This is a genomic window from Candidatus Woesearchaeota archaeon, assembly GCA_016188115.1.
GTDB lineage: Archaea > Nanobdellota > Nanobdellia > Woesearchaeales > GW2011-AR9 > JACPIK01.
This window is the reverse complement of the sequence record JACPIK010000002.1, coordinates 536,407-561,174: the sequence shown is the minus strand read 5'-3', so window position 1 is coordinate 561,174 and position 24,768 is coordinate 536,407. Positions and strand designations below refer to the sequence as shown.

The window sequence follows — 24,768 nt, the reverse complement described above, 5'->3', positions numbered from 1 at the left end:
TGAGTGGTTTAGTAAGCTAATCCACATCGACTGGAATAAGCAGGGTCTGAACGTAGGGACCGAGGCGAAGCCGAGCATGCCTCTGGTCTATTGACCAGAGGTGTCACGGAGTGATTGACTGAATCTTATTTCAAAAACATTTTATAAATGATATTTTAAAAAGGATTAGTTTTTGATAATTTCTAATTCTTTGTTAAGCATGTCAATGAACAATTTTGTTTTGTAGAGTTCAACAATGTCTTGTGTTGGTGTTTTGATAATCATGCTACTGTGGGTTTCACTATATCGATCAACATTTTTTTTCTCAAAGAGGATGGTATTGTTTAACAACATGCTGTGGTGAGCAACCAGTTTATGCTGTTTGGTGGCGTGGGTTAAGAGGAAGCGCGCGGAGTTGAGAAATTTATAGAATGTGTCACCAGGTAATCCGTACATCAAATCAATTTTGTAGGTGAGTTTATGTGAGGTGTTGAGTAGTGTAAGGGCGGTTGCAACTTTACCAATATGGGTTGGGCGATTGATTTCTTTGAGTACGATGGGGTCAGTTGATTGTAGTCCAAGTTCAATATCAATTTTAAATGAATATTTTTCAAGCTGCTGGACTGTTGCTTGGTCAATGAGCTCAGGACGCATTTCACAATGAAGTTTGAGGTTGCGGGGATGTAATTTTATTTGCGCTTCGAGTATATCAAGGATCGCAAACATGCGTTCTTTATTGCTGTTGAAATTAGCATCAAGCATAGTCAGATTTTCAAAAGTGTAGTTTGTGAAAAGTTGAGGGAGGTGTCGTTGGAGATATTCTATTGAAAAGTAACGTAAAGTTGGTTTAGCGTAATGACAGAAATGGCAATCAAAGAGACAGCCTCGTGCGGTTTCAAGGCGTACGACTGCGTATTCTTTGGTTTGCGGTGTGGTGTAAGGAAAGGGAATTTCATCAAGATTTTTAATCTCTTGTGTGGGGTTTTCTTTTCGTTGGTTGTTATCAAGATACGTTACGTTATGGACTTGGTTTTTAGGAATAAGGTTTTTCCAATAATCAATACATTCTTTGAACGCAATTTCTCCTTCTTCTTTGATAATAAACTCCACATCGTTTGTAAGTAGTGTTTCACTTACTTCGACGCCACCTAAAATAATTTTCATTTGCGGATGAAGTCGTTTGATGGAACGGACAAAATCACGGATCATCTCTCCACTCCAAATGTAACAACTAAATGCGATAACATCTGGTTTTTCAAGCGCAAGATAGGCTAGTGCTTGAATTTCGAGATTCTTATTGGTTTCGTAGGTGACACGGTTACCAAATGTAAACTCTTTGATTTGAATATCAATATCGGGGTGGTGTTTTTTAGCATAGTCCCGCAGGTAATGAAGACCTAAAGGGAAGACGTCTTGTTGTACACTAAAAGCGAGCAGGAGTATTTTCATGTTGTGTCTGGTTTTTGATTACGTTTTCTTTTTGAGGATGTTGCTGTGTTCTTTCTGGATTGAGAAAGGTTAATGCGTCGTTGTATTTTTGGGTATTCGTGAGGGGATTTGGTGTGAATTCTTTTCCTTTGAATGGACAGTGTTTGATGAAAAGGCAATCAGCACATGCGGCTGGTTTAGGTGGGATCTGTGTATTGTTTTGATCGAAGAACTCATAGCAGTGTTCAGGGGGGATTGCGCAGAATGGCGCGCCACTAAAGAGAGGATATTTGGACATGAGTAAAAATTGAGAGTATATTTTGGTGTAGTGGATGAGGTCGTGTTGATGTTGCATTTCGATGACTATGCGGTGGGCTTGCTCGCAGGTTTCTAACAAGGCAGGGTTGCTTTGGATTAGTTGAATGGGTATGAATACTTCTAGAAGTCTTTTTTTGAGTGCAAGTGATTTGAGTAAGAGGGTGATAGTGTCGGGATTTGAAACATGGATACGTATGTAGGTAACAAATGGGGGAATTATTGATTTGTTGGTTTCAAGAAACTGTTGAGATGCTACTATGCCTCGTAAGGGGTGAGGATGTTTTTCAAGTATTGATAGGGCTGATGTAAAATCTGATTCTTCTGTTGTGTGAATAATTAATGGGAGTGAACTATCTGCTATTGTTACTTGATTTACTTGCATTACTTGTTTTCGTAGCATTTTTGAATTTTTTAACAATTAATTTGTTAAAATGTCTATTTTTAAGCCCTCTATAAAGAAATTGCGGTGTTTTTATGAAATGTCAGGATTTTGATGGGTTCATAATAACAATTAAAAAGACATAGTTTTTTTCTTAGGGTTATGAGCAATACCTTTTCATCTTTTTCATGGGAACTGGTTGGACGTTCATTGCTCTGGTTTTTGATTTTTGCCACGTTTGGTTTATTTGTTGTATTCTTGTATTATTTGCTTCCGTTTGCGGTTCAACTTCCGTTCTATACTGTGCTTGGTCTTATTGCAGGTTGGTTAGCTGCTGATTTTGTCACAGGGATGATTCATTGGTTTGGTGATACGTGGGGTAAGCCTAGTTGGCCTATTCTAGGGAAATATTTTATTGAGGATTTTCGCATTCACCATATCCATCCGCAGAAAATTTGTGAACATGATTTTGTCTACATGTGTGCGTCGAGTTTTTTCTTTGCTCCTTATGTGATTATTGGGGGAATTTACGTTCTTGTTACTGGGGGTGCGTTAGGTGTATTTTTGGGTACAACGATTGCGAGTATGGCATTATGGGGGGCTTTGACTAATTTGTTTCATAAATGGGCTCATGATGATGCTGTGCGTGTCGCGCCATTGGTTCGGTGGTTACAGCAAAAACGGGTCATTTTATCTCCACAACATCATCAAATACATCATACGTATCCACATCTGACTCATTATGCGATTACACATGGATGGGTTAATGTGTTCTTAGGAAAAATTCGTTTCTTTAGGGCGTTAGAATGGGTTATTTGTAAAATATTTAGAACTAAACCTCGTCAAAATTAGATTATTTTAATTAGCATTGCGCTACTGCCACAATAAAAGAACATTCTGGAAATATTGAAATTGGAGACTTTGCGAATTTTGCGCAGTTGTTTTCGTGCTTTGACCATACGTGGACTGCATTTTACTTCATAGATATCATAATAGTTTCCTTTTCTGGCAAGAATATCAATTTCACCGATTAATCGTTGTTTGCGTTTATGGGTTTGGTAGAGAGGAACATGTGTAAGAATAGAATCATAGTCAGACTCAAGGTATTCTTTGAGTTTACTAACGTAGTGGTCGTGTTTGATAATTTGGGCATCACCAGTATGTCCATCACTCAAGACAGTTTTGAAAAGGAGTTGGAAAATATAAAGATGTGTTGTCACTGGGGAGAAAAAGTCCGGTTATTCTTTCTGCATTTATGTTTCTTAATCTAAATGCATCCTAATTCATCTAAACCACTGTCAAATCCGTTTTGTGGATGCCTTTGTTGAATTTCTAAAAGCTGGTGGTTAATGCCAAAATCTGTCATAATTTCTCTGATAGTTTGCTCTGAGCAGCTATTTGCGAGTACGGAAAAAATAGTTTGGTGTTCCTGTGTGCTGCCATCCCATTCTAATACTTGGTTAAATAAATCAACTATGGCTTCTTCTCCACAATCTTGTTCAATTCTATAATAAAAACAAAATCCTGCGTCGTAATGATTATGTTGGTATCCTCGTCCTTCTAAAATATTTTGATAGATCAATTGCTCTTCTGTGGCTTCTTGATTGCGTTCCTGACGATTAAGACGATCTCTTCCACAAAGAGTTTGCGCATTTTGTTCAACACTTTGGTGATCTGGTTGACCTTTGCCGATAAAATAAGGCATAAACTGAGCCATACCCTCATGCATACTATCAGAACCTATTGCCGGATAGGGGAATTCAGCCATGAGGTCATAAGGTCCTTGCAATACAGTGTTTGAGAATAATAAATGGGTTAACTCGTGGGGAATTGTAAATCCGGCATAATATAATGGACAATTTCCATTTTCAACACTAAAATCATATTCTGGTCCAAGTACAGGTTTATCAAATTCGTGTGGAACAGATACTCTTTCATAATCTGATGACCAAGCATTTCCAGGGGGAGTTAGAGGAATTACTCTCCAATGGGGGGCAAATGGTGTAACGGTATTGAGATTTTCAAATCTTTGCTGCATTTTTTCATAGCAGTTAGTGAAGCCTTGAGCAAATTGCGTTGCTCGAGCTTGTTGTTCTTCTCCTCGATAGCGAACTTCAAACAATCCATTTTCTATGTTGGGATTGGTCTCATAAAACGAACAAGCAAGACGAGCTTTGTTTCCTCTAACCACTTCAGAGCATCTTTGATAAGCGGCTTCATTGATATATCTTCTAAGAGTAACACTATGGTCATTGACTTCTCCTATTTCTATAAAGCTGTCAACAAATTCAATATAATTATAATCCTCCATATTGAGCCACATCTCTCTTCCACTGCTCATTAATTTGCAGGCATTATTATTGTTTCTTCCCCAAACAGAAACACGCACAAATGGGTCTCTTTCATCAATAGGATTGTCACTAATTTGTTCGATACGTAGATTCATTTGTGAAGAGATGGGAATTTTTTCTCCCACGCGCAGCGTATAATCACGATACTCTTGGCATTTGCCTGTGTTTTGTTCACATCCAAGGGTGCAGGCTTGATCTAAGATTGTGATATATTGTGATTGTGTGGGGCTGCATTCGCGCCTATAGGAATCATCATTCTTACAGGTATACAATGAAAAATCTCGAGACCATTTTGGGTTATTTTTTACAAGACTGAGTTTATTTTCTTCTTTTATACATCTTAAAGGAACTGTTTGTGTTGCAACTGCTTTTTGCACTTTTGTCATTTTTTTAATGTTGGAAATTTCAGTGTCTTTTAATTTAGCAACAGCAATTTCTTGTAACTTTGCATTTCCTGTAAGGGCGGATTCTTCATCTGGCATCATTACAAGATCTAATTCTTCATCAGAAAGGGAATCAATATCTTGCGTGATTGTGTTGCTGGTACAACTTACAAGAAGCGATATTATTATCGTAACAAAAATTAAAGAAATCTCTCTTTTGTTCATATGTATTGAGATCTATTATTCATATCCTTTTATACTTTATGTTAATGGTTGCAGATACCTTTGCTGTTGTTGAAAAGATAGAAAAAGCGCCAGCGCCCGGACTTTCACACTATTTTGTAGTATTTGAACCGGGAATCCGTAAGGATTAGTTCTCCAGTACCTTCTAACCAAATAAAGGGGTAAGCTTCGCGTATCCCCTCGAATTTTGGTCAAGCTTTTGCGAACGCAAAAGGTTGTTCGAGACTAACGCAGTACCGGGTTGTGCCACGCTGGCGTGAGAAGATTGTTTTTATGATTTTTTATAAAAGTTCTCTAAATTAAAGAAAATCCTGAAAAGTGGCTATCCTAAATGGTGGGGATTTACGCAAGAAAACTGAAGACTATCAGTTTTCTGCGCAGAAATGAGATATTCTTCGCATTTCTTGCGCCACTTTTCCGAGACGGATTTTCTAAAACAGGAAAATGCAGTTTTCCGTTCAGAAATAGAGTAGTTTCTCTATTTCTTGAATCAGATATAGCGAAATCTCCTGCTCATTCAACAGCATTCATCTCCAAGGATGCACGCGGTAAGAAAACTATCTTACCGGTGCGCCGGAAAAGTCGTTGCTTTTCCGTGCGAATCCAAGAGATTTCTGCTTATCTGATTTAAAGTTGCTTCTCCATCTTCAGGTGTGGCACAGTGGGATAACGGGAAGGTTGCGCTTCTCCTACGACTTTATATCCACATTTTTCATAAAAAAGTATAGCATTATTTCGCGCATTTAGAAAAATAAGTTTTATCTTTTTATTGATTGCTATTTTTTCAAGTTCTTGCATAATTATGGTTCCAATTCTTTTACCACGAGCATGTTCTTCTACTGCAATGTATTTTATCTGTCCTTTTGTTGTTGAAATGATGTCGAGTCGTCCAACTCCCACCAGATTATTTTTTTCATATATTGCTACATGGCTTGCGTTGTGTTCTTGGTCATCACGTTCACTTCCTTTAGGATGTCCCCAAGGTTCGCGTAATATTCTATATCGTAGATCAAAATAGTCTTCCCACTCTTGTGGTGTTTGTGGTTGTCTGATTTCTATCATATTGTAAGAACATACGGCTGCCGGGACATTCGGTAAACTGAGTGTGTTTACAATCGAACCCGGACCACAAGCTGTTTCTGAACAGTATCTTTTATTGTTAATGGGCTTGAACGAAGTGAAACCCATAGATGTCAACGGGATACCGTTGTTGGGAAGCTCGGATCATACCACTAGACTACAGCCGTATCACAAAGAATAATTTTACAACTTCTATTTAAGATTTGAGTGTTTCACTGATTTGCGGTATTGTTCACACGCTACACCAAAAGCATATCCTATGCCTATAAAACCTATTACTGGGGGAATGGCCAGTGGGTTGAAATATGTTCCTGTAATGGCCTGTGCAAGACGGTCAATTTGAGTACTAATGTCTGGGTTTTGATCTAGACTATACTGTTTGTCAATAATGGGTAAGAGAAAATAACTTATAATAACGGGTGTGATGGCTCCTACAGTGGTTGCGAGTCGACGAGGTGTGTCAACATTAAGTGTTAGTAAATCTCCCAGATCAGTGTGGAATGCTTTTTTATAACTTTCCGGAGTGAGTGATCTTGCTAAAGATGCTGTTTGTTGATTGATGCTTTCTCTTATTTTGAGGATATTCATTTTTTAGTATAAAAATTAAAGATACTTTGCTACCAAGCAACCTAACCCAGCTATTGAGGCAAGTGTTGCGAGGGTAATTAAGTCCGCATAAGGGTGTGGTTGGGCATTTCTGTTCTGTGTGTTTTCTTCTCGTTCACGTTGTTGCGCAGCTTTATGGTACCTTTCTAATTCTGTTATTATTCTTTGGTATGCTGGCTTTTCTATAGTTGCCAAAGTTGGTTCGTAGCTTCTTGTTTGTCGAATTAACTCAACAAGACCTTCAGCACTGCGTTGCGCAACTTCTGGATACACAAATTTAGAAAAAGTATGAAATGTATCTGGGGGTATGGGTGCTGTCGACCAATTGAAGTTATCCATGTACTACTAAAAAGTGGTGTTATTTTTAAAAATTAAGATAAAAAAAAAGAATAATTACTTATCGTTTTTTTGAAGCTGATGGACTTTTATCCATACTGCATGCTTCCATACAACATTTGCCCGTTGGAATGACAAGCATCAAAAATCCGCCTAGGACCAGAAGAACTGCGGTAAACTTAACCCATCCATCAATTCCTAACCACTGTGGCCAGAGAAATGCATTAATGAGAATTAAAGCACCTACGATTAACTTTGTGATACCACAACATTTTTTACACATTTCCATCAAAATCACCTCTACTTTCTACTGGAATAATAAAAAAAGAGTATAAAAACGTATCTATTACCCTACTTCTTTTGTAAATGAGTAAACTAAGAGAAAAGAAATATTAAAGAAAAAATCTATTCTTCGTTTTCGCTGGATCCTTCACGCCTAATTACTTTAACAGCATCCATTTTAACGGTAATAGGGATTGGAACAGCAGATTCAAGAAGTTCAACAACAATTTCTTCTTTTTGCTTGTTAACACGCATAACTTTTGCGTTTTCGCGCTTGAATGGTCCAGAGATGATTTCAACAATATCACTTTTGTGAATATTCATCTCAACTTTAACTTGTTCAAGCATATGTTCGATTTCTTGATACGGAATTTCAGCAGGTAATAATCCTCGAGCATATGGGACGCCTTGAAGCATTGCTTCTGCGTCTTCTCGAGATGTAACTTCAATAAAGATATAGCCACGCATTCCGTGTGGACGAATAATTGCAAGAACACTTTTAGGTGTTTTTTTGAGTTTTGAAATAAGATAATCAACAACTTGATCCTCTCTATTTGCGGCGGTGCGTAAACCGAAAATGTGTGTTTCCATAGTATTTTACCCTAGAACAGGAGTTGCTTGAGAATATGAAGGACGAAGCCGATCAAGCCAATAATGGCGATCCCAAGACCTGTTACTTTTACAAGACTAATGTACTCAGTACGATTAGGCTTTTTTGTAATGTGAATAACTCTTAAGGTCTCTTTTATAAATCTTTGCACGCGATTTGGACGTACTTCTTGCTGCTCTTCCATGGGGAGAAAACAGTGGAGGTATTTATAAAAGTTTGCACAACTCGCAGAATTGTGGGTCAGAAGCTATATCTTTTTAAGATAAAGTAGATTGTCCATAAATCTTTAATCTTATCAAAAGCCAATCTTTGTTCGTTGGGTTAATTGCTGATACATGGCTTGGGCTTGCGGACTGGTTTCTTGGAGATGGCGAAATATGGCGTTGAGAGTTTCTTCTATGGTTGAGGCGCTGCGCGCGAATTTGTCTATTTTAGCTTGATGGGTTTTTTGTTGAGCTAATTCGTCTGCAGTGATGGGATAAAAATGCTGGACTTGTGGTAACAAAACTCGTATTTTACGTTCCATTAAATAAGAATAGGTTTGTATTTTTTCCATAACACTATCTACTTTGTTTCTTCCTAGTGAGGGGTGTGAGAATAATTCTTCTAATTGTCTATAATGAAGATTATACTCTTCTTCTAATTTTTCTAGTTCTTCTACTTCTCTTTTAAGAATTTGAAGCAATTTGTGCAAATGTTTCACTGTTTGTATTTCTGTATCTAATTCTTCTAGTAGTTCTTCTTCTTTCGCTTCTGATTCTCTCACTAGTTCCATTAGAAAATGAGCTTGCTCTTGAGGTGATGCTGGAGTACTATGTCGCAATGTTGGTTCAGAGGGCATGTTCTTATTAATCTGGAGAGACTTAAAAAAGTATGGGTAAGACATTTAAATGATTTTAGTTATGCCATATTATGGATTCCTTTCTCCAGCTCAAAACTTCCTTCCTGAATTGTCAACGCTGTCCTGCTCTCTGTCAAAATCGTACTCAAGTGGTTTTTGGGTCCGGCAATCCTGCGGCGCAAGTGCTCTTTGTCGGTGAAGCTCCTGGTGCAACCGAGGATACAAAAGGGATTCCGTTCTGTGGGATGTCAGGCAAAATTTTAGAAGAATTGTTGGCTACGATTGGGTTGACGCGAGATGACATTTTCATTACTAATACTATTCTGTGTCGTCCTCCAGATAATCGTAATCCTGAAAAACAAGAAGTAGAAAATTGTCGAGATCGACTTGATGCATTGATTGCGATCATGAAACCAACGGTGATTGTGACGATAGGTAATTTTGCGACAAATCGAATTTTAGGTAAGACGGGCGTTACGACGATTCATGGTACAGTTTTTCCTCTTTCTTTGCATGAGCAGGAAGTGTCAGTAGTACCCGTGATTCACCCAGCGAATTATTTGTATAGTGGACGTAATCCAGAGCTGTTTGCGCAAATGAAAGCCGATTTTGCGGTGATTAGTTCGTTGATTACACAGCGGCGCAAGCAGAAGAAGTTAGGGGAGTTTTGAGGAAGTCTTTTCTAAAGCAAAATATTTTTAAACACGGGTTGAATAAGGGGTTTTATGTCGGAATTACAGAATCAACTTTGCCCATTTTGTGAAGAGAAAAAGGTTACTCTTCGTGAAGAAGAAGTAGAAATTCCTTTCTTTGGCAGAGTTTTTGTCTTTTCTATGGAATGTGCTGGCTGTGGTGCGCGTAATAGTGATGTTGAGCCTGCCGAGAAGAAAGAACCATGTCGTTATACCTTTGAAGTTAATTCTGAAGATGATCTTAATGTACGCGTTGTTAAATCGGGTGAAGCAACGGTTAAAATTCCACGTATCATCACCATGGAACCTGGTCCTGCGGCAAACGGGTATGTCACAAATATTGAAGGTTTATTAGAAAAAGTCAAAGATATTATTCAGTCTTCTGTTGAGAATGAAGAAGATGAGGATGTTAAGACAAAAGCGAAAAATTTGATTAAGAAAGTGAATAAAGCTCTTGTAGGTCGTGAGCCATTAAAGATTATTATTGAAGACCCAACGGGGCATAGCGCAATTATTTCTGACAAAGCACAGAAGAATAAATTGTAGGTTGTGGGAAATTGTCATGATTCCGGATAACAAGAAGTTAGTTGCTGTTCTTAATGAAAAAATAGAAGTTGGAAAGGTTATGAATGCGTTAGCTCACATGTCTTTGGGTTTTGGGGGAATGGTTGGTCAAGAAGTATTATTTCTTAAGAATTACAAAGATGCAGATAATGGTGATCATGCATACATTTCTGGACGTCCATATATCATTCTACAAGCGAGAAATTCCAATCAACTACGTACTTTACGTCAAGCAGCATTGCAACATAAAATTCAATTTGTTGATTTTACTAGCACCATGACGGAGGGTACATATGAAGATCAAATTAAGCGATCTAGCGAAACCAAAGAAGCTGATTTAGATTATTGGGGCATTGTTTTGTTTGGTGAGAAGGAATTGGTATCCGAATTAACAAAAAAATTCTCGCTGTGGAAGTAGTTAGACTATTTTAAGAGTGTTTCGTGCCAGGTGCGGCAGTCTCTCCAGTTCATTTTCTCTAACTTGTCTTGCCATGGTAAAGATGCCATTGGTCTGTTTGCTCCGTCAACAACGAGTGGAGAATAGATTTCACAAATTCGTGCATAGGTAGTTGCGTGTGTCCCTATGTTAAAGCTGAGTCTTTTAAAACGAAAGAAGGTGCCTGTAGTTGCAAAGATCTCTTGTAGTGATCCTTGGGAACAATACAAAAATTCTTCTTCAACGTGTCGTTCAAAAGGAATTCCTGCTTCTTGGAATGTCTTGCCTAAGGGAGCTCCTGCTCTTATTTGTTTATCAACAGAGAGGTAAATTTCTGCAACTGGATTCAAAAATTCTACGGCATTATACGCAATAATTGCACCTTTTTTCTCACGAGCGATCTGTCGCGAAACTCTATGGTTTGTTGTTTGATAAAGTACCTCTAGTGAAAGCGATCCGAAGTGAAGCTCCAAATGTTCCTGGGCAGTGTGCATTTTTCCATTTTTTGAGAATTTCTTTTATATTTGTTTTGGACAAATCTCAGAATATCTATTTCTTCTTCTCTTCTCGATCTCGGGCGAAAGCTTGTCCTAAATCAATTACATACTTTCCTTCTTCAAGTTTGATGATTAATGGGTCGTTTTTGAAGAGATGGACTAAATCCAGCTCGTACTTACCTGGTTTAAGAATGCGAATTGCTTCAATGTCGAGGATAACGGGACGATCAAGATCTTCCATCTTAACATTAAGAATCTCAGTGACATCTTCTTCAATGTCTTTTTTCTCTTCTACAGAAAGATTGTTAATAATTTTTTTACCTTCTTCAAGGTGTTGTTTTTTAATAAAGAAGAAAAGACGAGCGCCACATTTACATCCTGCTAGAATTTCTTTCGAGCCATCTTCATAGAGGGCATTACAACGCACGCATTGATGTGGCATTATTGTTTCCTATTTCTTTAATCGTGGGCGAAAACTCTTTTCGCTGATTTCTTTGGTGAATAATTCTATTTTATCAGGATTTTGTTCAATTTTTTTAACAAGATGAGCAGGACCAATGATGGTAATTCCTTGTCGATCACCTAACAGCATATTGGCAAATGCACCTTTCATTTTTTGAAAGAATGGCACTTTGTCGGCATCAGGATATAATATACTTAACTCAATTCCTTTAAACTTGCTGTTAATACCTTCCATAGTAATTTCAATAAGGTCGGCTTCTTCTTCACGACGTAGACGACCTTCCATAATCACTATCTTATCTTCTTTGACAATATGGAGCAACTTGTTAACGCGTTTTGTCGATGATAATCTTTCTATTTCACGATACGGAACAAACTGAAATGTAACCATGCTATCCTCTTTTCATCTCTTTTTTTATGTTTCTAGGAGTTTAATTTAATTTTTAAATGTATTGTTCAAGCTCTATTTTAGAGAGATGAACTGGTTGTTCTTTATTTTACCAGCGTAAATAATTGCTCGTAAAATTCTTCCATGCCTTTGCCGTACTTTGCGCTAATTCCAACTACTTCATATTGGGGAAAAGCTGTTTTGACAACATCAGGGCTGGCTTTTTTTAAGTCTACTTTATTCACTGCAACAAGAACAGGGATATTTCGCGCTTGTAAGTTGCCCATGATTGTAATATTTACTTGTGAGTAAGGGTCGATAGTTCCATCAAGGACTACAACGACGGCGTCCATGTTATCGAGCCATTTAATTGCATCAATAACTCCTTTGGTTGCTTCTTTAGCCCGTTTCTTTGCATCTTCTTTTTTGATGCCTTTTTTAAGAAAATCTTCATAATCAATTTTTGTTGCAATTCCTGGAGTATCCACTAAAGAGAACGTAATCTCTTTGCCTTTTTTATTCTTGATACTTACTTGTTCTTTGATCTTAATTTCGCGTGTTTCGTGCGCAATATGGGATACTGATGAGAACATCTCTTCTCCTAACCAATCTTGACAAACGCGATTTGCTAAAGTAGACTTACCTCCGTTTGGTGGACCATATAAACCTAGTTTAACGTGTCCTTTTTTCGCGAACGGATTAAATTTAAGTTTTTTGAATAGAGAACGAAAAAAATCTTTCACTATTAGCACCCCTCTTGGTAACGGTTTTAGGTTGGTTGGGCTTATTAAAGTTTTTGGTGGTTGACTATGCAAAACATTCCTTTATGTGGTTCTGTTGTAATTTGGGGGTATATTTGAGTTTTGTGTTTTCTTTGTTGTGGAATAATTTATAAACAATTTTCCCCTTCTTCTTGCTATGAGTCCGTGGCTACTGTTGTTTTTGATTATCATTGGTAATCTGTGTTTGTACTGGATATTTTTTGGTAAAAAGAGATTTGAAAGCAAGTTTATTGATCCGTTTGATACACGTATCGAACATGTTGAACAAAAAATAGGTGATGAGAATGGCAGACAGAACACTAGTCGTTGATCACCTGAAATTTAGTTATGAGGGTCTTTTTAATGCAGAGGAGCTGTATGCAGTCATTTCTACGTTCTTTTTTGAGAAAGGATGGGATTGGAATGAAAAAATAAATCAGGAACAAGTTACGCCTAATGGAAAGCAGATTCGGCTGGTGTTTACTCCGTGGAAGAGTTCTACTGATTATTATAAACTCAAAGTTGAGATTCATTTACAGATGTTAGATGTACGTGATGTCGAAATTGAACAAAATGGAAAAAATCTTCAAGTTCAACATGGACAGATTCGCATGCTTATTGATGGATTTATTATGAGTGATAGAGCTGGGAAATGGACGGGTTCACCGTTTTATTGGTTTGTGGGTTTTATGATAGAAAAATATTTTTTTAATCGCCATGTTGCGAAATTAGAAGCATGGATTAAAAGTGATATTGATGATCTGTACACGAAAATTAAAAATTATTTAAATGTGTTTAAGTACACATATCGTACGTAGGTGAATAATGGAACCGTATTTTGAGAAAAATCTCATCGTTAATAATCGCACGTTACTCTATAAAGGTATTTTTCGATCTGATGAAGTTTTCCATACCATTAATGAGGCGTTAGATCATCGTCATTATGAAAAACGGGAGAAGAGAACTGAAGAACTGGTTACAGATACTGGACGACGAACGCATATTGAATTGCGCCCTTACAAAGATATTGTGCATTATGGTCGAGTTCAGATTAATATTAAAGTGACATTTGATAATGTTACGGAGACGGTTGATGTTGTTGATGGTCTTAAACGAAAGTTCTCTAATGGGGATGTGACAATTGTGTTTGATGGGTGGGTGCTCACAGAGTATGAACATCGGTGGACATTAAAACCCACCATCTACTTTTTGAAGGGAATGATCAATAAGTATGTGTATACGTTTCCGCTTGAAGCGAGTTTTGCTGATATTGTAGGGGGCGATGTAGGGTATGTGTATGCGCAGATTCGTAAATTGCTTGATTCGTATAAAACTCAAGTAGGCAAAAAACCATCTGCTCAAGAGGATCAGATGTCTGCTGTGCGTGAGGAGATGGAGAGAGAGATTGGAAGAAGGGTGGGAGATTCTGAATTTGATGACTAAGAAGTATCTAAGTCTATTTTACAAAGTTGGTGGGGTGTACGGTAAAGAGGGGCTGCCAAGAGAATTTGATTCTACTGTAGGTTGTGGCGGAAGAAGAGATCTGGTATCAGGGTTTTCTCCTTGTGATTGGAACAATCTTCGTAATTCTTCTTGTTGTTGAGTTCGGTGCTGTTGTTGTTCGATTTCAACTTGATAACGTGGTGTTACGTTATATTGTGAAGGGTCAATATTCTCAGCTGCGAGATCAATAGGGCGGAGTTTATTATTCACTTCTACAAAGTATTGGTCTCCTCCAGTAACAAGCCGAGCTCCTTGTTCTACTAATCCTTTCATAGTTACTGGTTCGTATTGCATCGAAGATCTTTGGCTTTCGGGAATATATAGAGGTCCCTCTTTGGTGAGGATATAATCTCCTAGATTATTACGAAATACGCTTGCTCTGTTTTGTGAAATCTTTTCTTGTATTGCTGGAATTTCTCGTTCTGGTACATAAATTGGCTGTGGCGAAGAATGAGGTTCAGTTACCATTCCTGTAAGATTTCTCAATTCTGCGTCAGGCATTTTATGTTCATGGAAATTATTATTTGCAATATAAAATCCACTTGCCAGAAGATCATCTTTTGAAAGTAATCCTTGTTGCCAGCCTTTTGCCCACAGATTTACAAACGTGCTTCGATCGACTTCTGGATCAAGTCCTGCTTTTCGTTGTACGCTTTGTGGAGCATATACTTTATCAACCATTTCTGCGAATTGACTAGGTTCAATATTTTTGATAAGCGGTTGAATGTGTTTTCCCCACATGGTATTTCCTACTTCTTTCTCTAGCTCTTTTGCACTATGGCCGTTGATATCTCCCACCGTTTTGCCGCGCATGGGGACATGTTGTCGAAGTGTGTCTAATGTTACTCCTAAAACTGCTTGAACGGCGATGGATTTGAAATAATCTCGTTCAATTGCATCAGTATAAATAGCATCGTAATCAATTTTAAGAAGTTTGGAAGCCCATATTGCTAAGTTATCGCGAACTTTTTGGAGAGCAATTGTTTCATCTCTGCCGGTCAAACGATGTCCTGCATCCATCTGTGTCAGATGCTCATGATACATGGTATCAAATGCGGTTTTAACTGCATGGCGAGCATCTTCAACATATTCACCGATGACTGCGATACTCTGACGAAGCGCAAGATCAGTTTCAAATGCACTAAGATGAGTATAATCTGTAACTAAGCCTCGATCACGTAGGCGACTATTAGGATCAAATTCCATATGTTCTTTGAAAAGTTGAAGATTTGCCCGTTTAGAAACAATTTCTCCTACATGGTGGGTATCAACTTTTTTGTTCACTCGATCAATGTGATGTGTTGCATAAAATTCTACTTTCATAATTCCGGCAATACCATTCCACACTCGATATTCATCAATTTCAAGTATTTGGTGGGAGGTAGTATCTCTACGAGCAAAACAAAAAGTTCCGTGGGTGCCATCATTATGTTCCAGAGCAAGAACCCCCGGTGCAAAACATTCAACTTCTAATGTTTTTCCTGATTTTTTATCTTCAAGTGTTTCCCAGGTATAACTAAATCCGCCGTGGTGATGGCCATGGACTAGATTCCCAATAGCCGGCAGTCCTAATTCATGACGTTTAAAGAGAGCATCCTGAAGTTGAAGTGAAAATTGATCAGTGTGTTGACCTGGCTTTGGGAATGGTACGTGAGTTACAATTTCATCGATTGTGTTTTCTGCATCCGTTACACCTTGGGGTTGAACTAGATATGGAATAACATCTTGCATGTGATGAATTCCTTCGTCTGCATGGTCGGAGAAAAATCCTTCATTAAAACCAACATGTCCTATGGGCGGAGTACCCCCGCCGGGTGCCCAGAGGCGTCGAATGCCCTGTTCTTCTGTCATTCCAGCAGGTCGAAAATGGTCTGCAAAAACGTCTGTGATACTTTCCTCTGTATCCCAATTTCCTGCAATAGTGATAGCAGTCGGATCAATCTGGCGAATGTGCTGGTATGCAGCACGTTGGCTGTGTTCAACAACACCACGAATCGCGGTTGCTGGTTGGAGAATTGCCTCTAATTGCTGTGAGGTATATTCTCCGTTTTGGATAGCCGTTTTGAGTGGATTATCCTGGATGGAACGTAATTGCTGGCGTAATTGGGCTCCTCGTCTTGCGGTTTCTCTGCTGTATTGTGAAGCCATGTGGTATGTCAAATCTCCTAACAAAATTCGTTCTGAAACTCCTCGCTGTTGAGCAATAGCTACCGCTGCTTCAAGACCAAGATAATTACTGTGCATATCACCAACATAGAGAGTTTCTTCTATCACAAGAAGATAAAAAAAGAAATACTATTTATAAATTTTGTGGCAGTTTTTACTACCCAATAGGGACACTAATCTAATGGTGGGCTCCGTGGTCGTCACCATGTCCGGCTTTTTTCCTAGTCTTTGATTCGCGAGCTTCCACTTTTTCACCAACAATCTGTTCCAAATCAGAATCATCTAGGTGCCCTTCTTTTTCATGATATCTATGAAGGAGTGCTTTTGCTTCATCAACATCTAACCCTGCTTTAAGACGGTCTTTAACACCCAATTTTTCCGTAATTGTGGTAATATCCTCTACACTAACATGTTCTGTTGATTTAGCTTGACGTTGCTGTGTCATATAACGAGTTAATTGTGGTACAACATTTTGTCCATAAAAATCTACTGTAAACCCTGCTTTTGTTCGATGTACGGCACTCTTAATTTGTGCTTCGTTATATCCATAAATTGTTTGCAGAAAACCATCCAAAAATACATCATCTTTTGCAGTAGGATGTTGTTCAATGACTTTAGCTTTATAAAACTCTGTCATCTCTTTTACAAATGCTTCTCTTACTTCTTTTGCACTTTGATGTCCATCGCCCTGTGCAAGCCAATCATAATGGATTGTTTTCCCTTTGTCTTTAGATAGGACTTTTTTTGCAGCGTGAAGATATGATTCAGTATGGTGTAGTTGTGCTCCCGCAAGAATTGGTGTAATTTTCTGATAATTTTCACCTGCTTTGGCTACTGGGTCATATGCATGTCCATGCCCACCATGGTCGTCATGTCCTCCGTGTCCTGCTCCATGTCCACCGTGTCCGCCGCCGCTCATAGTAATCTACCTCAGTATAATTTTTAGTAATGGTATAGCTAGAATGATTTTATTCTAACCTCTTTTTGATTGAATATCCTTATCGACGTATTTAAAGATTTTGTTTCTTAAGAAGTAGGGTAATTTGTTGAAAAGAGATTTAGGGGTGGTGTTCGAATTGTCTTATTGCTTCTGCTTCGAAATATTTGGCGAGAGTATCAATGACATCATCGATTTTCCAACGCTTTGCTAATATTACTGCTTCTGCAAAACCGCTGGGTTGATAGGCAGCATTTAGGATTCTCTTGGCGTAATCAAAGGCAGTAGGTGGGTCTATTTCTTGATGATGAACTCCTCTAAAATAATGTTGTACATAATTTGTAAGGTGAACTTCCAGTTGAGCTGCATTATCAATTTTTGAAGGTACGACCCACGTTTCTCTTCTCCATTGTTCTCTATTTTCGCGATGGGGTACTATTACTAAATCCACAAGATCTTCACTAGCCATAATTAGTCACTAATAAATGGTATTTTTAAAGATATTCGCTGTTTTTGCAATACTCTGGTTCCTGACTCAAATGTCTCACCAGCAACAGAAACTATTATAAGTATATAGAGAATAACTTTTCTGATATAATAATCATTTCTCACTGGAGGAAACACACATGACTGCTAAAAAGAAAGAAGTACCAAAAACGCTGAAAGCAAAATCAATTACTCCTGTGGTTCCACCACAACCTCAACAACCTTTGGATCCTTTAGCTCAAGCAACGGGGGGGAATGTTCCTCTTGCTCCGCAAATTCCTCCAGAACTTGCTGAAAAACTTAAAGTTATCAAAGACAAATTAGATCTTTTTAAAAGCCGGCTTTTAGAAAAGTTTGGTGAATATATTGTGGGCATTGCGCTGCTGCCTCCGGAAAAAGCGCCTCAACATCATCCAACCGCTTCTGGTCAAGCTCCTCTTGAACAGGTACAACCTATGCCTGCAGGACAAAGTGCACCTGTACAACAGCCATTTGATGAGAACAAAATTTCTCTTTTAGTTGTGGTGGACGATACTACATCGACCAAAATGACTAAAGATGAGTTGTATGCAAAATTCTCCTCATTAGTCAAGAAAACAGCAGAAGAAATTGATACTAATATTGTCCCCCAAAGTATGCTTTTAACCGATCTATGGCTTAACTGTTATGATGCAAAATATGATGTGAACAAACTTATTTCGATGAGTGCCCCAATTCATGATAATGGTATGCTTGCAGCAATTAAAATTGCGGAAATTCATAAGAGCATGGTTATCAAGAAGTTTGAAAAATATATCATGAGTTATGTTCTTGCTGGTTCTATTACCCAAGGTCGCGCAACAGCATCATCTGACATCGACGTGTGGATTGTGATTGATGATACTGATGTCAAGAAAATGACACGTGTTGAACTTAAAGACAAACTGCGTGCTATTATTATTGGGATGGGTGTTGAAGCAGGTGAGATTACTGGTATCAAAAATAAACTCAATATTCAAGTCTATATCCTTACTGACTTTTGGGAATCACTTAAAGAAGCAAACCCTATCATCTTCACGTTGTTGCGTGATGGTGTACCATTCTATGATCGTGGTATTTTCATGCCTTGGAAACAACTCTTGCGCATGGGACGTATCAAACCGAGCCGTGAGGCAATTGATTTGTTCATGAGTACTGGTGAACAAAGTATTAGCCGAATTAAATTGCGACTTAAAGACATGGGGATGGAAGATACATTTTATGCCATTTTGACTCCTTCACAAGCAGCACTCATGTTGTATGGCTTGCCTCCTCCAACACCGCGTGAAACTCCTGATGTAATGGAAGAGATTTTTGTCAAGAAAGAGAAATTGCTTGAACCTGAGTACGTTAAAATCTTACGTCGTAATGTCGAGTTACGAAAATCCATTGAACATGGTGACAAAAAAGAATTGACTGGCACAGAGCTCGATGAGTATGTTAATGATGCAGAGAAATTCCTCAAGCGGATTCGCGAATTGTTTACGGCTATTGAAGGGATGCATGATGAACGTAGTATTACGATGATCTATGATGAGATTATTACTATCATTCGTGACGTGCTTAAACTAGAAGGTGTGGAACGCGCTGCTGATAATGATATTTTACGTATTTTTGAAAAAGAACTCATCACTACTGGTAAAGTTCCTGCACGCTACTTACGTGATCTCCAAGAGATTGCGGAAGCCAAAGAGCATTATGAGAAGAAAAAACTCACCAAGGCTGATATTGAGAAAGCTCGCAAAGGCAGTGGTGGACTTATCCGTTTCTTGGTTGAATATATGCAGCGCAAGCGCGGTCGTGAGTTAGAGAGAGCTAAGATTCGAATTAAACACGGCGAGAAATTTGGCGAAGTGATCATGCTTGACAAAGTTGCCTTCGTTATCTTTGACGTAGATGCCAAAGATCAGCGTATTGAAAAAGCAGCCATTCATGCAGATGGCAGTTTAGGAACGCTTGCTGAGAGTTCATTAGAAGAGCTCGAGAAACATCTTGCCTCTGCAACATTTGCCCAACGTACATTCATTAAAGAACCTATCTTTGAAGACTTGCGAAGAGTGTTTGGCAAAGATGTGCAGATACTGATGGGGTAAGGATTTGTTTGCTTTCTTTATTTTTTTAAGCTTCTAACCTGTCCCTAATGCTTTCTCCCAGTCTGGTTCATTTTTACTAATCTCAATGAATACTGGTTTTGAAGGAGGAAGATTGTTCTGGGGTGGACGCTGTGGGGGAAGGGCCGAACCATCGTCGTTAGGTGAACCAAAATCACGTACAGTTCCTGCTTTGGGTTGTGAAACAGACAGATCTTGTGTTGTAAACGTCTTCGCCTCAATCGCAAGAATCTCTTTTCCTGTAATTGGCTTTCGCGGTTGTGCAACTTCTTTGATTGCTTCATTAAATACGCTTCCCCAACCTAACTGACCGCGGTTTGTTTCAGTTATGATGGTTGGTAAATTAGTTGCTCCTTGTTGTTGGAGATATCCATACAATCTTTCTTTAAAATCGTAGCTATAGCAAGAATCGATGATGATATTTACCCTTTCAAGTTCACCTCTTTGCATAAGGGTATCTCCTAGTTCTACATAACTAATTGCTTCCGGACGATGGAGGTCATCTGAATTTTGTACGCCTGCCTGTCCTGAAGATAGCCACTGATGATCTGGTCCACCATGGTTGTTGAAATGGATGGTCGTGATCGGTGATTTATCACCACTCTCTCTCACGAGATCAAGAAAACGCCGTTTAATCTCTCTTGTTTTATCTAGATCTTGGTCTCCTTTTAAACTTTGGTCTGCAACTTGAGCGGTACCTGAATCTCTTGCTAATATAACCATCTCACTATTTGAAAACATTTCTTCCTCATGAGTTATGGGGATATAGTAGGTATGTTCCCCAATAATTTCTCTATTGCTAAACGTTTCGCGTTCATTAATAATCTCTGATGTTACACGCGCAATTCTGTCGGTTACTTCCCCAGTTGTATCTCCCTGTTGATTTATCCTTCTAATGGTCGTAAGCGCAATGGAATATTTTGTGGCGAAATCATGACCCTGTGTTTGTGCTTGGAACTGAGGATCAAAATAGACAATTCCAAACTCGTCTGGATTAAATCCAAGATCTTCTCGTATTGGCATTCGTTGCAGTGTTTTTTGTAATAGTTGTGGATCGTTCTCTACTAGTGTTAGAATTGATCGAAACGCAGCACCATTAGCTCCATTAGGGGGGCCATCTTGACTCATCGTCGCACGAAATATGGGGTCATTATAATTAACATTTTCAATGAATAGTCTAATTGTCTGTTCGCCCCCTCGTTTTATGTTTTCTAGGTATTTCACTAAACCGGAAGGGTTGTATTCATTCAGTTTTAAGTTTTGTAACATAATTTTCTGAACTTCAGGGTCATGAACTTGGTTAATATAATCTAATGGACTTCTTCTCCTCCACTCTTGACCTTTTTCAAGTTCTCCTTGTTTTGCAAAAACCTCCTTTACGAGCTTCTGCTTTTGCTCTTGGCTTGCATATGATGAATCTATTTCTAGTATTAATCTCTCGATTTGCCGAGGTAATATTTCTTTTTCACTATCAATTATCGCTGCCATGAGGTCGGGAGAATCTTTGGCAAGTGTAATTTTTAATTCTAGATTAGGTTGGTGATCCAAAATTGCTTTTTTTCTTTCGATTGTCTGTGCTTTGTCAAGCAATAATTTATATTGTTCATTGGTTAGATAATCTTCACCGATTTTACTTTCTATGAGCAGATCAACTTCTTCAGTTTGTCCCATCTGTTCATATTCTTGTATTGCATTTGCAAAATCTACTATTTTTCCATTGATTGTTGTTTTTGGTTCTCCGGTCTTTAGTATCCAAGGGGTTAATTTTTCATCCCAATCGCCATTTACATCTTGGTTTCGAAAGATGTGTCCTATGTTTGTGTGTAATCCAGTAGGGTTTCCTGCAAGGAGTGGTCCTTGAGCTGATTGAAATGTTAATTGGATAGGCTCATTATCATCTTTAACTATGTTTAATGTGATTCTACTTTCTTTTTCCTTTGCAGCTTGGAGAGCCAAACGATATGATTCTCTGTTTTTAATTTCATCAAATAGGGGGGAATCATCTAGTATACGATAATCCCCTCCAGAATCTTCAGCGACATCACTGACAAATAAATCCCCATTAGAATCAGTGTAATATTTTCGTTCCTTATCTTTTTGAAAAATCTGCCCATTTCGATCGATGAAAATGCTATCTCCGTTCTTTTGCTTGACTTCTACATATTTTCTTCCTTGCTGAAATTCTTTGGCGTGTTGCTGGACTAATTTTTGATCAGCCACCAAGATGTGGGGACCAAGGAAGAATGGTTTATAATCTTCTAAAGTTCCTTTGATTTCCTGATTTGAATCTCTACCTATGCTTCTAACTTCGGGGATAATTATCCTTTTATATATCCCATCTTTTACTTCAACATCAATTTTGTTTCCCTCTTTAACGATAATTTTGAGAGAATCCGTCGAATCTTCAATCCAATTTCCTGATTTTAGACAATTCTCATAAATACAATAACTGGTTGGTTGGCTTACACTAAAACGTACATCTCTATCATTTTCTAAGAGCGAGTTACCTTCCAGTACCATATTACTAAATCTATCAATGGAAAATACACCACGGCGTAATGTCAAAACTTCAGGTAGACTAATTTCAGACTCTGTGTCTTTATTTCTACCTTGATCATTTCCTAAATTATAAAGCTCTATGGGCTGCTCTCCTTGTTGTATAAAACGTATTCCTGAACAGGGCGTAAATGCACACACATTGTTAAAAAGTACGACTCTATTTCCTCCAGTTAATACAGCATTTGTAGATTGACTATTCATTGTATAATGTATACTCCCTTTTTCAACGACAAAATTAGAATTATCCATGATTACCGATCCAGTAATCCATGCACTTTCACTTGTTTTTGAAATAAAGTAGAAAAGTCCGCCTTCCTTTAGAATTGTAATTGCCGATCCTCCATTCTGCTCAATAGTTTTAATTGAGTCTAACGTAAAACTACTGCTAGCTGTCCTTATCAGGCCGGTCGTTTTATCAAACGAGCTAATATCACCATTAATCTCATTAAAATGCGCACCTTTTGTTTCAACATAACTCCTAAACGCGTTTTTATCAGCATTAATGTATTTTACGTCTTGTTCTATAACTGCTTCATAGGCCTCTGGATGTTGTGCAATTGATTCTGGATGATCAATGATATATTTTAAATAAGCAACTGGATCATTACGGGCAGTTGTTATTGGATCTTGAATAAATGCGTTTTCAAATTCTTTGTTTTCTTGAGGACAGCTATTTGTTTCTACACAATTCTGTGGTGCTGTGTCTGCATTAATAGTAGGAACTAGTAATGCCAACAATATAATCAGTACAAAAACTTCGCTTACTCTATTGTAAGTAGTAGCCATGTACTATCCTCCCAATAAGTATCATATGCAGTAATTTTAATGAGATGTGTACCTCTTTGTTCAATTATTGGGGTAAATTCAATCTTTCCTTGGTCTGAAATTGGTACAAATAATGAATCGGAAATGTACTGTAATGGTTGTTCATGTTCTTCCTCTGTTTCAATTTGATATGAGAATGGTTTTCCAATAATTGCTTTTTGAGCAGAGATATCTTCTAAATGTATTGGTATTCCTAATTGTTTAACCTCAAGTTTAAGAGTTTCAGATTCTTTATTTCCTTCACTATTCATAATTTCAAGAACAATATCATGTTTACCGATCATATCTTTAGTCGGAATAAAATCAAGTATCCCCTCTGTAGTTATATCAATAAGATCGCTTAGATCTCTAAACTCCAATTCTTCACTATATAAGTTTAGATTGTAATGACATCTATCGCCTACATAACAAGTAATGTTGGGAAGGGGTATATCGATGGTAGTCTTTTGTTTTAAGAAATCCCAATTATATTTGTGAATAAATCTGAATTGGAGAGGAACCAATGTTTTCCTATCTGAAAAATCTTCAAAAGAGAACGTGAGTAACGTTGTGTCTTGACTAAGATAATATATACGAAATGGTACATTTTGTTCCATACTTACCTGCGATATAAATCCTATGGGTATCATGTTTAATGTCTTTTGTTGTTCTTCACCAATTTTAGAGATGAACTCATAAATCCGTTCAAAGTTTAATTGTTTAATGTGGACAAATGTGGTGAGTTTGGTTGTATCTTCACCTTGTCTGATTGTAATCGGATAGTCAAGATCAAATTCACTTACTTTTCCTAGTAGTACGGTTAATTTCATATCTGAATCTTCAATTTCGTATCCCATTTTTCTAAATACGGAGAAATCATCAATGCAACCTTGCATAAATTCTTTCGTTGCTTGTTCTACTTCTATTTCAATTTGTTCTTTAGAGGGTATAATTAATTTTTCATTGATAAGATAATAAGGGACATAGGTTCGCCCCACTAGAAAACGTACTTCAGGGACAGTATTATATCCCCCTTGTAATGCAACTTTAATAATAGCATCGTGTGCACTCTGAGAAAGGCAATTGTCCACGAAACTAACGATAAAGTCTGAATCTAAATGGGTATTTTTGTTTTCTAAAGTGCTTGTTGATTCTTGAGTAATGATAAAATACACCAATCCTATGCTCATCAAAGCAATAATACCTACTACGAGAAAAATGGTTATTTGACCTTGTTTAGTCATGGTTAAATCATTATTTTTTGATTTATAATGGTTTTGTAGTGAGTAGGTAGATCTGTGCAAAATTTGATAGGAAAAAGAAATAAATGTTATTAAAATTAGATTTAAAGCTAATTTTATCCTCCATTTTACTTTCAAACCTATAATTTATCTCTATAAAGCTCCAAAAGCTTCCCTAAAGCTTTAAAGCAAGAATCTGTAAAAGTATGTTTAAAAAGAAGTTGATCCATCAAAACATCAGCACAAACGATCATGAGGTCAATCATAACTGGTTGATTTCACAAAAAGGATGATAATCCTTGGTGGA

Annotated in this window: 28 protein-coding genes and 2 tRNA genes; 8 read left to right on the top strand and 22 right to left on the bottom strand. The window is 37.8% G+C overall.

Features of this window, described 5'->3' with window-relative positions; genetic code table 11:
* Window positions 1-165 precede the first annotated feature (165 nt).
* Together HYV86_03010 and HYV86_03005 are read right to left on the bottom strand one after the other, a co-directional pair.
* Window positions 166-1,428 carry a cobalamin B12-binding domain-containing protein gene (locus HYV86_03010; GenBank protein MBI2572803.1) on the bottom strand — a complete coding sequence of 421 codons (1,263 nt, stop codon included), beginning with the start codon at window positions 1,426-1,428 and terminating at the stop codon, window positions 166-168.
* Window positions 1,403-2,125, bottom strand: coding sequence for a hypothetical protein (locus HYV86_03005; protein MBI2572802.1), 723 nt, complete (start codon window positions 2,123-2,125; stop codon window positions 1,403-1,405). Before HYV86_03005 ends, HYV86_03010 begins: the two co-directional genes overlap by 26 nt.
* Before the next feature lie 141 nt (window positions 2,126-2,266).
* Here HYV86_03005 and HYV86_03000 point away from each other — a divergent pair, with 141 nt between their 5' ends.
* Window positions 2,267-2,956 carry a hypothetical protein gene (locus HYV86_03000; protein MBI2572801.1) on the top strand — a complete coding sequence of 230 codons (690 nt, stop codon included), beginning with the start codon at window positions 2,267-2,269 and terminating at the stop codon, window positions 2,954-2,956.
* Here the strand turns inward: HYV86_03000 and HYV86_02995 are convergent.
* The 11 genes from HYV86_02995 to HYV86_02945 form a co-directional block, all read right to left on the bottom strand.
* Window positions 2,953-3,324, bottom strand: a complete 372-nt coding sequence (locus tag HYV86_02995) for a hypothetical protein (protein MBI2572800.1) — start codon at window positions 3,322-3,324, stop codon at window positions 2,953-2,955. The two genes, HYV86_03000 and HYV86_02995, sit on opposite strands and share 4 nt — an antisense overlap.
* 47 nt (window positions 3,325-3,371) lie before the next feature.
* Window positions 3,372-5,063: a hypothetical protein gene (locus tag HYV86_02990; protein ID MBI2572799.1), complete on the bottom strand. Its 1,692-nt coding sequence runs from the start codon at window positions 5,061-5,063 to the stop codon at window positions 3,372-3,374.
* An 87-nt stretch (window positions 5,064-5,150) separates the two neighbouring features.
* A tRNA-Ser gene (locus HYV86_02985) sits at window positions 5,151-5,337 on the bottom strand.
* 371 nt (window positions 5,338-5,708) lie between these two features.
* The gene (locus HYV86_02980; protein ID MBI2572798.1) at window positions 5,709-6,143 is read right to left on the bottom strand and encodes a GNAT family N-acetyltransferase; all 435 of its coding nucleotides are present in this window, start codon (window positions 6,141-6,143) and stop codon (window positions 5,709-5,711) included.
* Between the two features lie 12 nt (window positions 6,144-6,155).
* A tRNA-Gly gene (locus HYV86_02975) sits at window positions 6,156-6,328 on the bottom strand.
* 25 nt (window positions 6,329-6,353) lie between these two features.
* A complete protein-coding gene (locus HYV86_02970; GenBank protein MBI2572797.1) occupies window positions 6,354-6,749 on the bottom strand; it encodes a hypothetical protein in 396 nt (131 codons plus the stop codon).
* Between the two features lie 15 nt (window positions 6,750-6,764).
* Window positions 6,765-7,106: a hypothetical protein gene (locus HYV86_02965; protein ID MBI2572796.1), complete on the bottom strand. Its 342-nt coding sequence runs from the start codon at window positions 7,104-7,106 to the stop codon at window positions 6,765-6,767.
* 58 nt (window positions 7,107-7,164) lie between these two features.
* A complete protein-coding gene (locus HYV86_02960) occupies window positions 7,165-7,392 on the bottom strand; it encodes a hypothetical protein (GenBank protein MBI2572795.1) in 228 nt (75 codons plus the stop codon).
* 116 nt (window positions 7,393-7,508) lie between these two features.
* A complete protein-coding gene (locus HYV86_02955) occupies window positions 7,509-7,976 on the bottom strand; it encodes a transcription elongation factor Spt5 (GenBank protein ID MBI2572794.1) in 468 nt (155 codons plus the stop codon).
* Window positions 7,977-7,987: 11 nt separating this feature from the next.
* Window positions 7,988-8,179, bottom strand: coding sequence for a protein translocase SEC61 complex subunit gamma (locus HYV86_02950; GenBank protein MBI2572793.1), 192 nt, complete (start codon window positions 8,177-8,179; stop codon window positions 7,988-7,990).
* A gap of 111 nt (window positions 8,180-8,290) precedes the next feature.
* A complete protein-coding gene (locus tag HYV86_02945; protein MBI2572792.1) occupies window positions 8,291-8,836 on the bottom strand; it encodes a hypothetical protein in 546 nt (181 codons plus the stop codon).
* 71 nt (window positions 8,837-8,907) lie between these two features.
* Here HYV86_02945 and HYV86_02940 point away from each other — a divergent pair, with 71 nt between their 5' ends.
* From HYV86_02940 to HYV86_02930, 3 genes are read left to right on the top strand one after another with little or no spacing between them, the layout of a single operon-like run.
* Window positions 8,908-9,507 (top strand): uracil-DNA glycosylase, encoded by a 600-nt coding sequence (locus tag HYV86_02940; protein MBI2572791.1) that lies wholly within the window; start codon window positions 8,908-8,910, stop codon window positions 9,505-9,507.
* A gap of 54 nt (window positions 9,508-9,561) precedes the next feature.
* A complete protein-coding gene (locus HYV86_02935) occupies window positions 9,562-10,074 on the top strand; it encodes a ZPR1 zinc finger domain-containing protein (protein MBI2572790.1) in 513 nt (170 codons plus the stop codon).
* A gap of 16 nt (window positions 10,075-10,090) precedes the next feature.
* Window positions 10,091-10,510 (top strand): DUF2000 domain-containing protein, encoded by a 420-nt coding sequence (locus HYV86_02930; protein ID MBI2572789.1) that lies wholly within the window; start codon window positions 10,091-10,093, stop codon window positions 10,508-10,510.
* Between the two features lie 5 nt (window positions 10,511-10,515).
* On the opposite strand, the gene HYV86_02925 is transcribed toward HYV86_02930, so the two are convergent.
* From HYV86_02925 to HYV86_02910, 4 genes are all read right to left on the bottom strand, one after another.
* Window positions 10,516-11,022, bottom strand: coding sequence for a hypothetical protein (locus HYV86_02925; protein ID MBI2572788.1), 507 nt, complete (start codon window positions 11,020-11,022; stop codon window positions 10,516-10,518).
* Between the two features lie 55 nt (window positions 11,023-11,077).
* The gene (locus HYV86_02920) at window positions 11,078-11,467 is read right to left on the bottom strand and encodes a hypothetical protein (protein ID MBI2572787.1); all 390 of its coding nucleotides are present in this window, start codon (window positions 11,465-11,467) and stop codon (window positions 11,078-11,080) included.
* Window positions 11,468-11,476: 9 nt separating this feature from the next.
* Window positions 11,477-11,878, bottom strand: coding sequence for a DUF2073 domain-containing protein (locus HYV86_02915; protein MBI2572786.1), 402 nt, complete (start codon window positions 11,876-11,878; stop codon window positions 11,477-11,479).
* Window positions 11,879-11,979: 101 nt separating this feature from the next.
* A complete protein-coding gene (locus HYV86_02910; GenBank protein MBI2572785.1) occupies window positions 11,980-12,621 on the bottom strand; it encodes a 50S ribosome-binding GTPase in 642 nt (213 codons plus the stop codon).
* Between the two features lie 172 nt (window positions 12,622-12,793).
* On the opposite strand from HYV86_02910, the gene HYV86_02905 reads away from it, so the two are divergent.
* The 3 genes from HYV86_02905 to HYV86_02895 are packed head-to-tail and all read left to right on the top strand — an operon-like array spanning window position 12,794 to window position 14,079.
* Window positions 12,794-12,967 (top strand): hypothetical protein, encoded by a 174-nt coding sequence (locus HYV86_02905; GenBank protein ID MBI2572784.1) that lies wholly within the window; start codon window positions 12,794-12,796, stop codon window positions 12,965-12,967.
* Complete coding sequence (locus HYV86_02900) at window positions 12,942-13,454, top strand: hypothetical protein (GenBank protein ID MBI2572783.1); 513 nt, start codon at window positions 12,942-12,944, stop codon at window positions 13,452-13,454. The genes HYV86_02905 and HYV86_02900 overlap by 26 nt, the downstream gene beginning before the upstream one ends.
* A 7-nt stretch (window positions 13,455-13,461) precedes the next feature.
* Window positions 13,462-14,079, top strand: a complete 618-nt coding sequence (locus HYV86_02895) for a hypothetical protein (GenBank protein ID MBI2572782.1) — start codon at window positions 13,462-13,464, stop codon at window positions 14,077-14,079.
* A gap of 18 nt (window positions 14,080-14,097) precedes the next feature.
* Here HYV86_02895 and HYV86_02890 read toward each other — a convergent pair whose 3' ends face one another.
* The 3 genes from HYV86_02890 to HYV86_02880 all read right to left on the bottom strand — a co-directional run bounded on the left by HYV86_02890 (window position 14,098) and on the right by HYV86_02880 (window position 17,711).
* Window positions 14,098-16,413 carry a hypothetical protein gene (locus tag HYV86_02890; GenBank protein ID MBI2572781.1) on the bottom strand — a complete coding sequence of 772 codons (2,316 nt, stop codon included), beginning with the start codon at window positions 16,411-16,413 and terminating at the stop codon, window positions 14,098-14,100.
* 70 nt (window positions 16,414-16,483) lie between these two features.
* On the bottom strand, window positions 16,484-17,224 hold the full coding sequence (locus HYV86_02885) for a hypothetical protein (protein MBI2572780.1): 741 nt from the start codon (window positions 17,222-17,224) through the stop codon (window positions 16,484-16,486).
* A gap of 139 nt (window positions 17,225-17,363) precedes the next feature.
* Window positions 17,364-17,711, bottom strand: coding sequence for a hypothetical protein (locus HYV86_02880; protein MBI2572779.1), 348 nt, complete (start codon window positions 17,709-17,711; stop codon window positions 17,364-17,366).
* A 157-nt stretch (window positions 17,712-17,868) separates the two neighbouring features.
* Here HYV86_02880 and HYV86_02875 point away from each other — a divergent pair, with 157 nt between their 5' ends.
* Window positions 17,869-19,839 carry a hypothetical protein gene (locus HYV86_02875; protein ID MBI2572778.1) on the top strand — a complete coding sequence of 657 codons (1,971 nt, stop codon included), beginning with the start codon at window positions 17,869-17,871 and terminating at the stop codon, window positions 19,837-19,839.
* Between the two features lie 33 nt (window positions 19,840-19,872).
* Here HYV86_02875 and HYV86_02870 read toward each other — a convergent pair whose 3' ends face one another.
* Both HYV86_02870 and HYV86_02865 read right to left on the bottom strand, forming a co-directional pair.
* A complete protein-coding gene (locus HYV86_02870) occupies window positions 19,873-23,202 on the bottom strand; it encodes a hypothetical protein (GenBank protein ID MBI2572777.1) in 3,330 nt (1,109 codons plus the stop codon).
* Entirely contained in the window at window positions 23,178-24,464 is a 1,287-nt protein-coding gene (locus HYV86_02865) for a hypothetical protein (protein MBI2572776.1), read from the bottom strand. Before HYV86_02865 ends, HYV86_02870 begins: the two co-directional genes overlap by 25 nt.
* Window positions 24,465-24,768 lie beyond the last annotated feature (304 nt).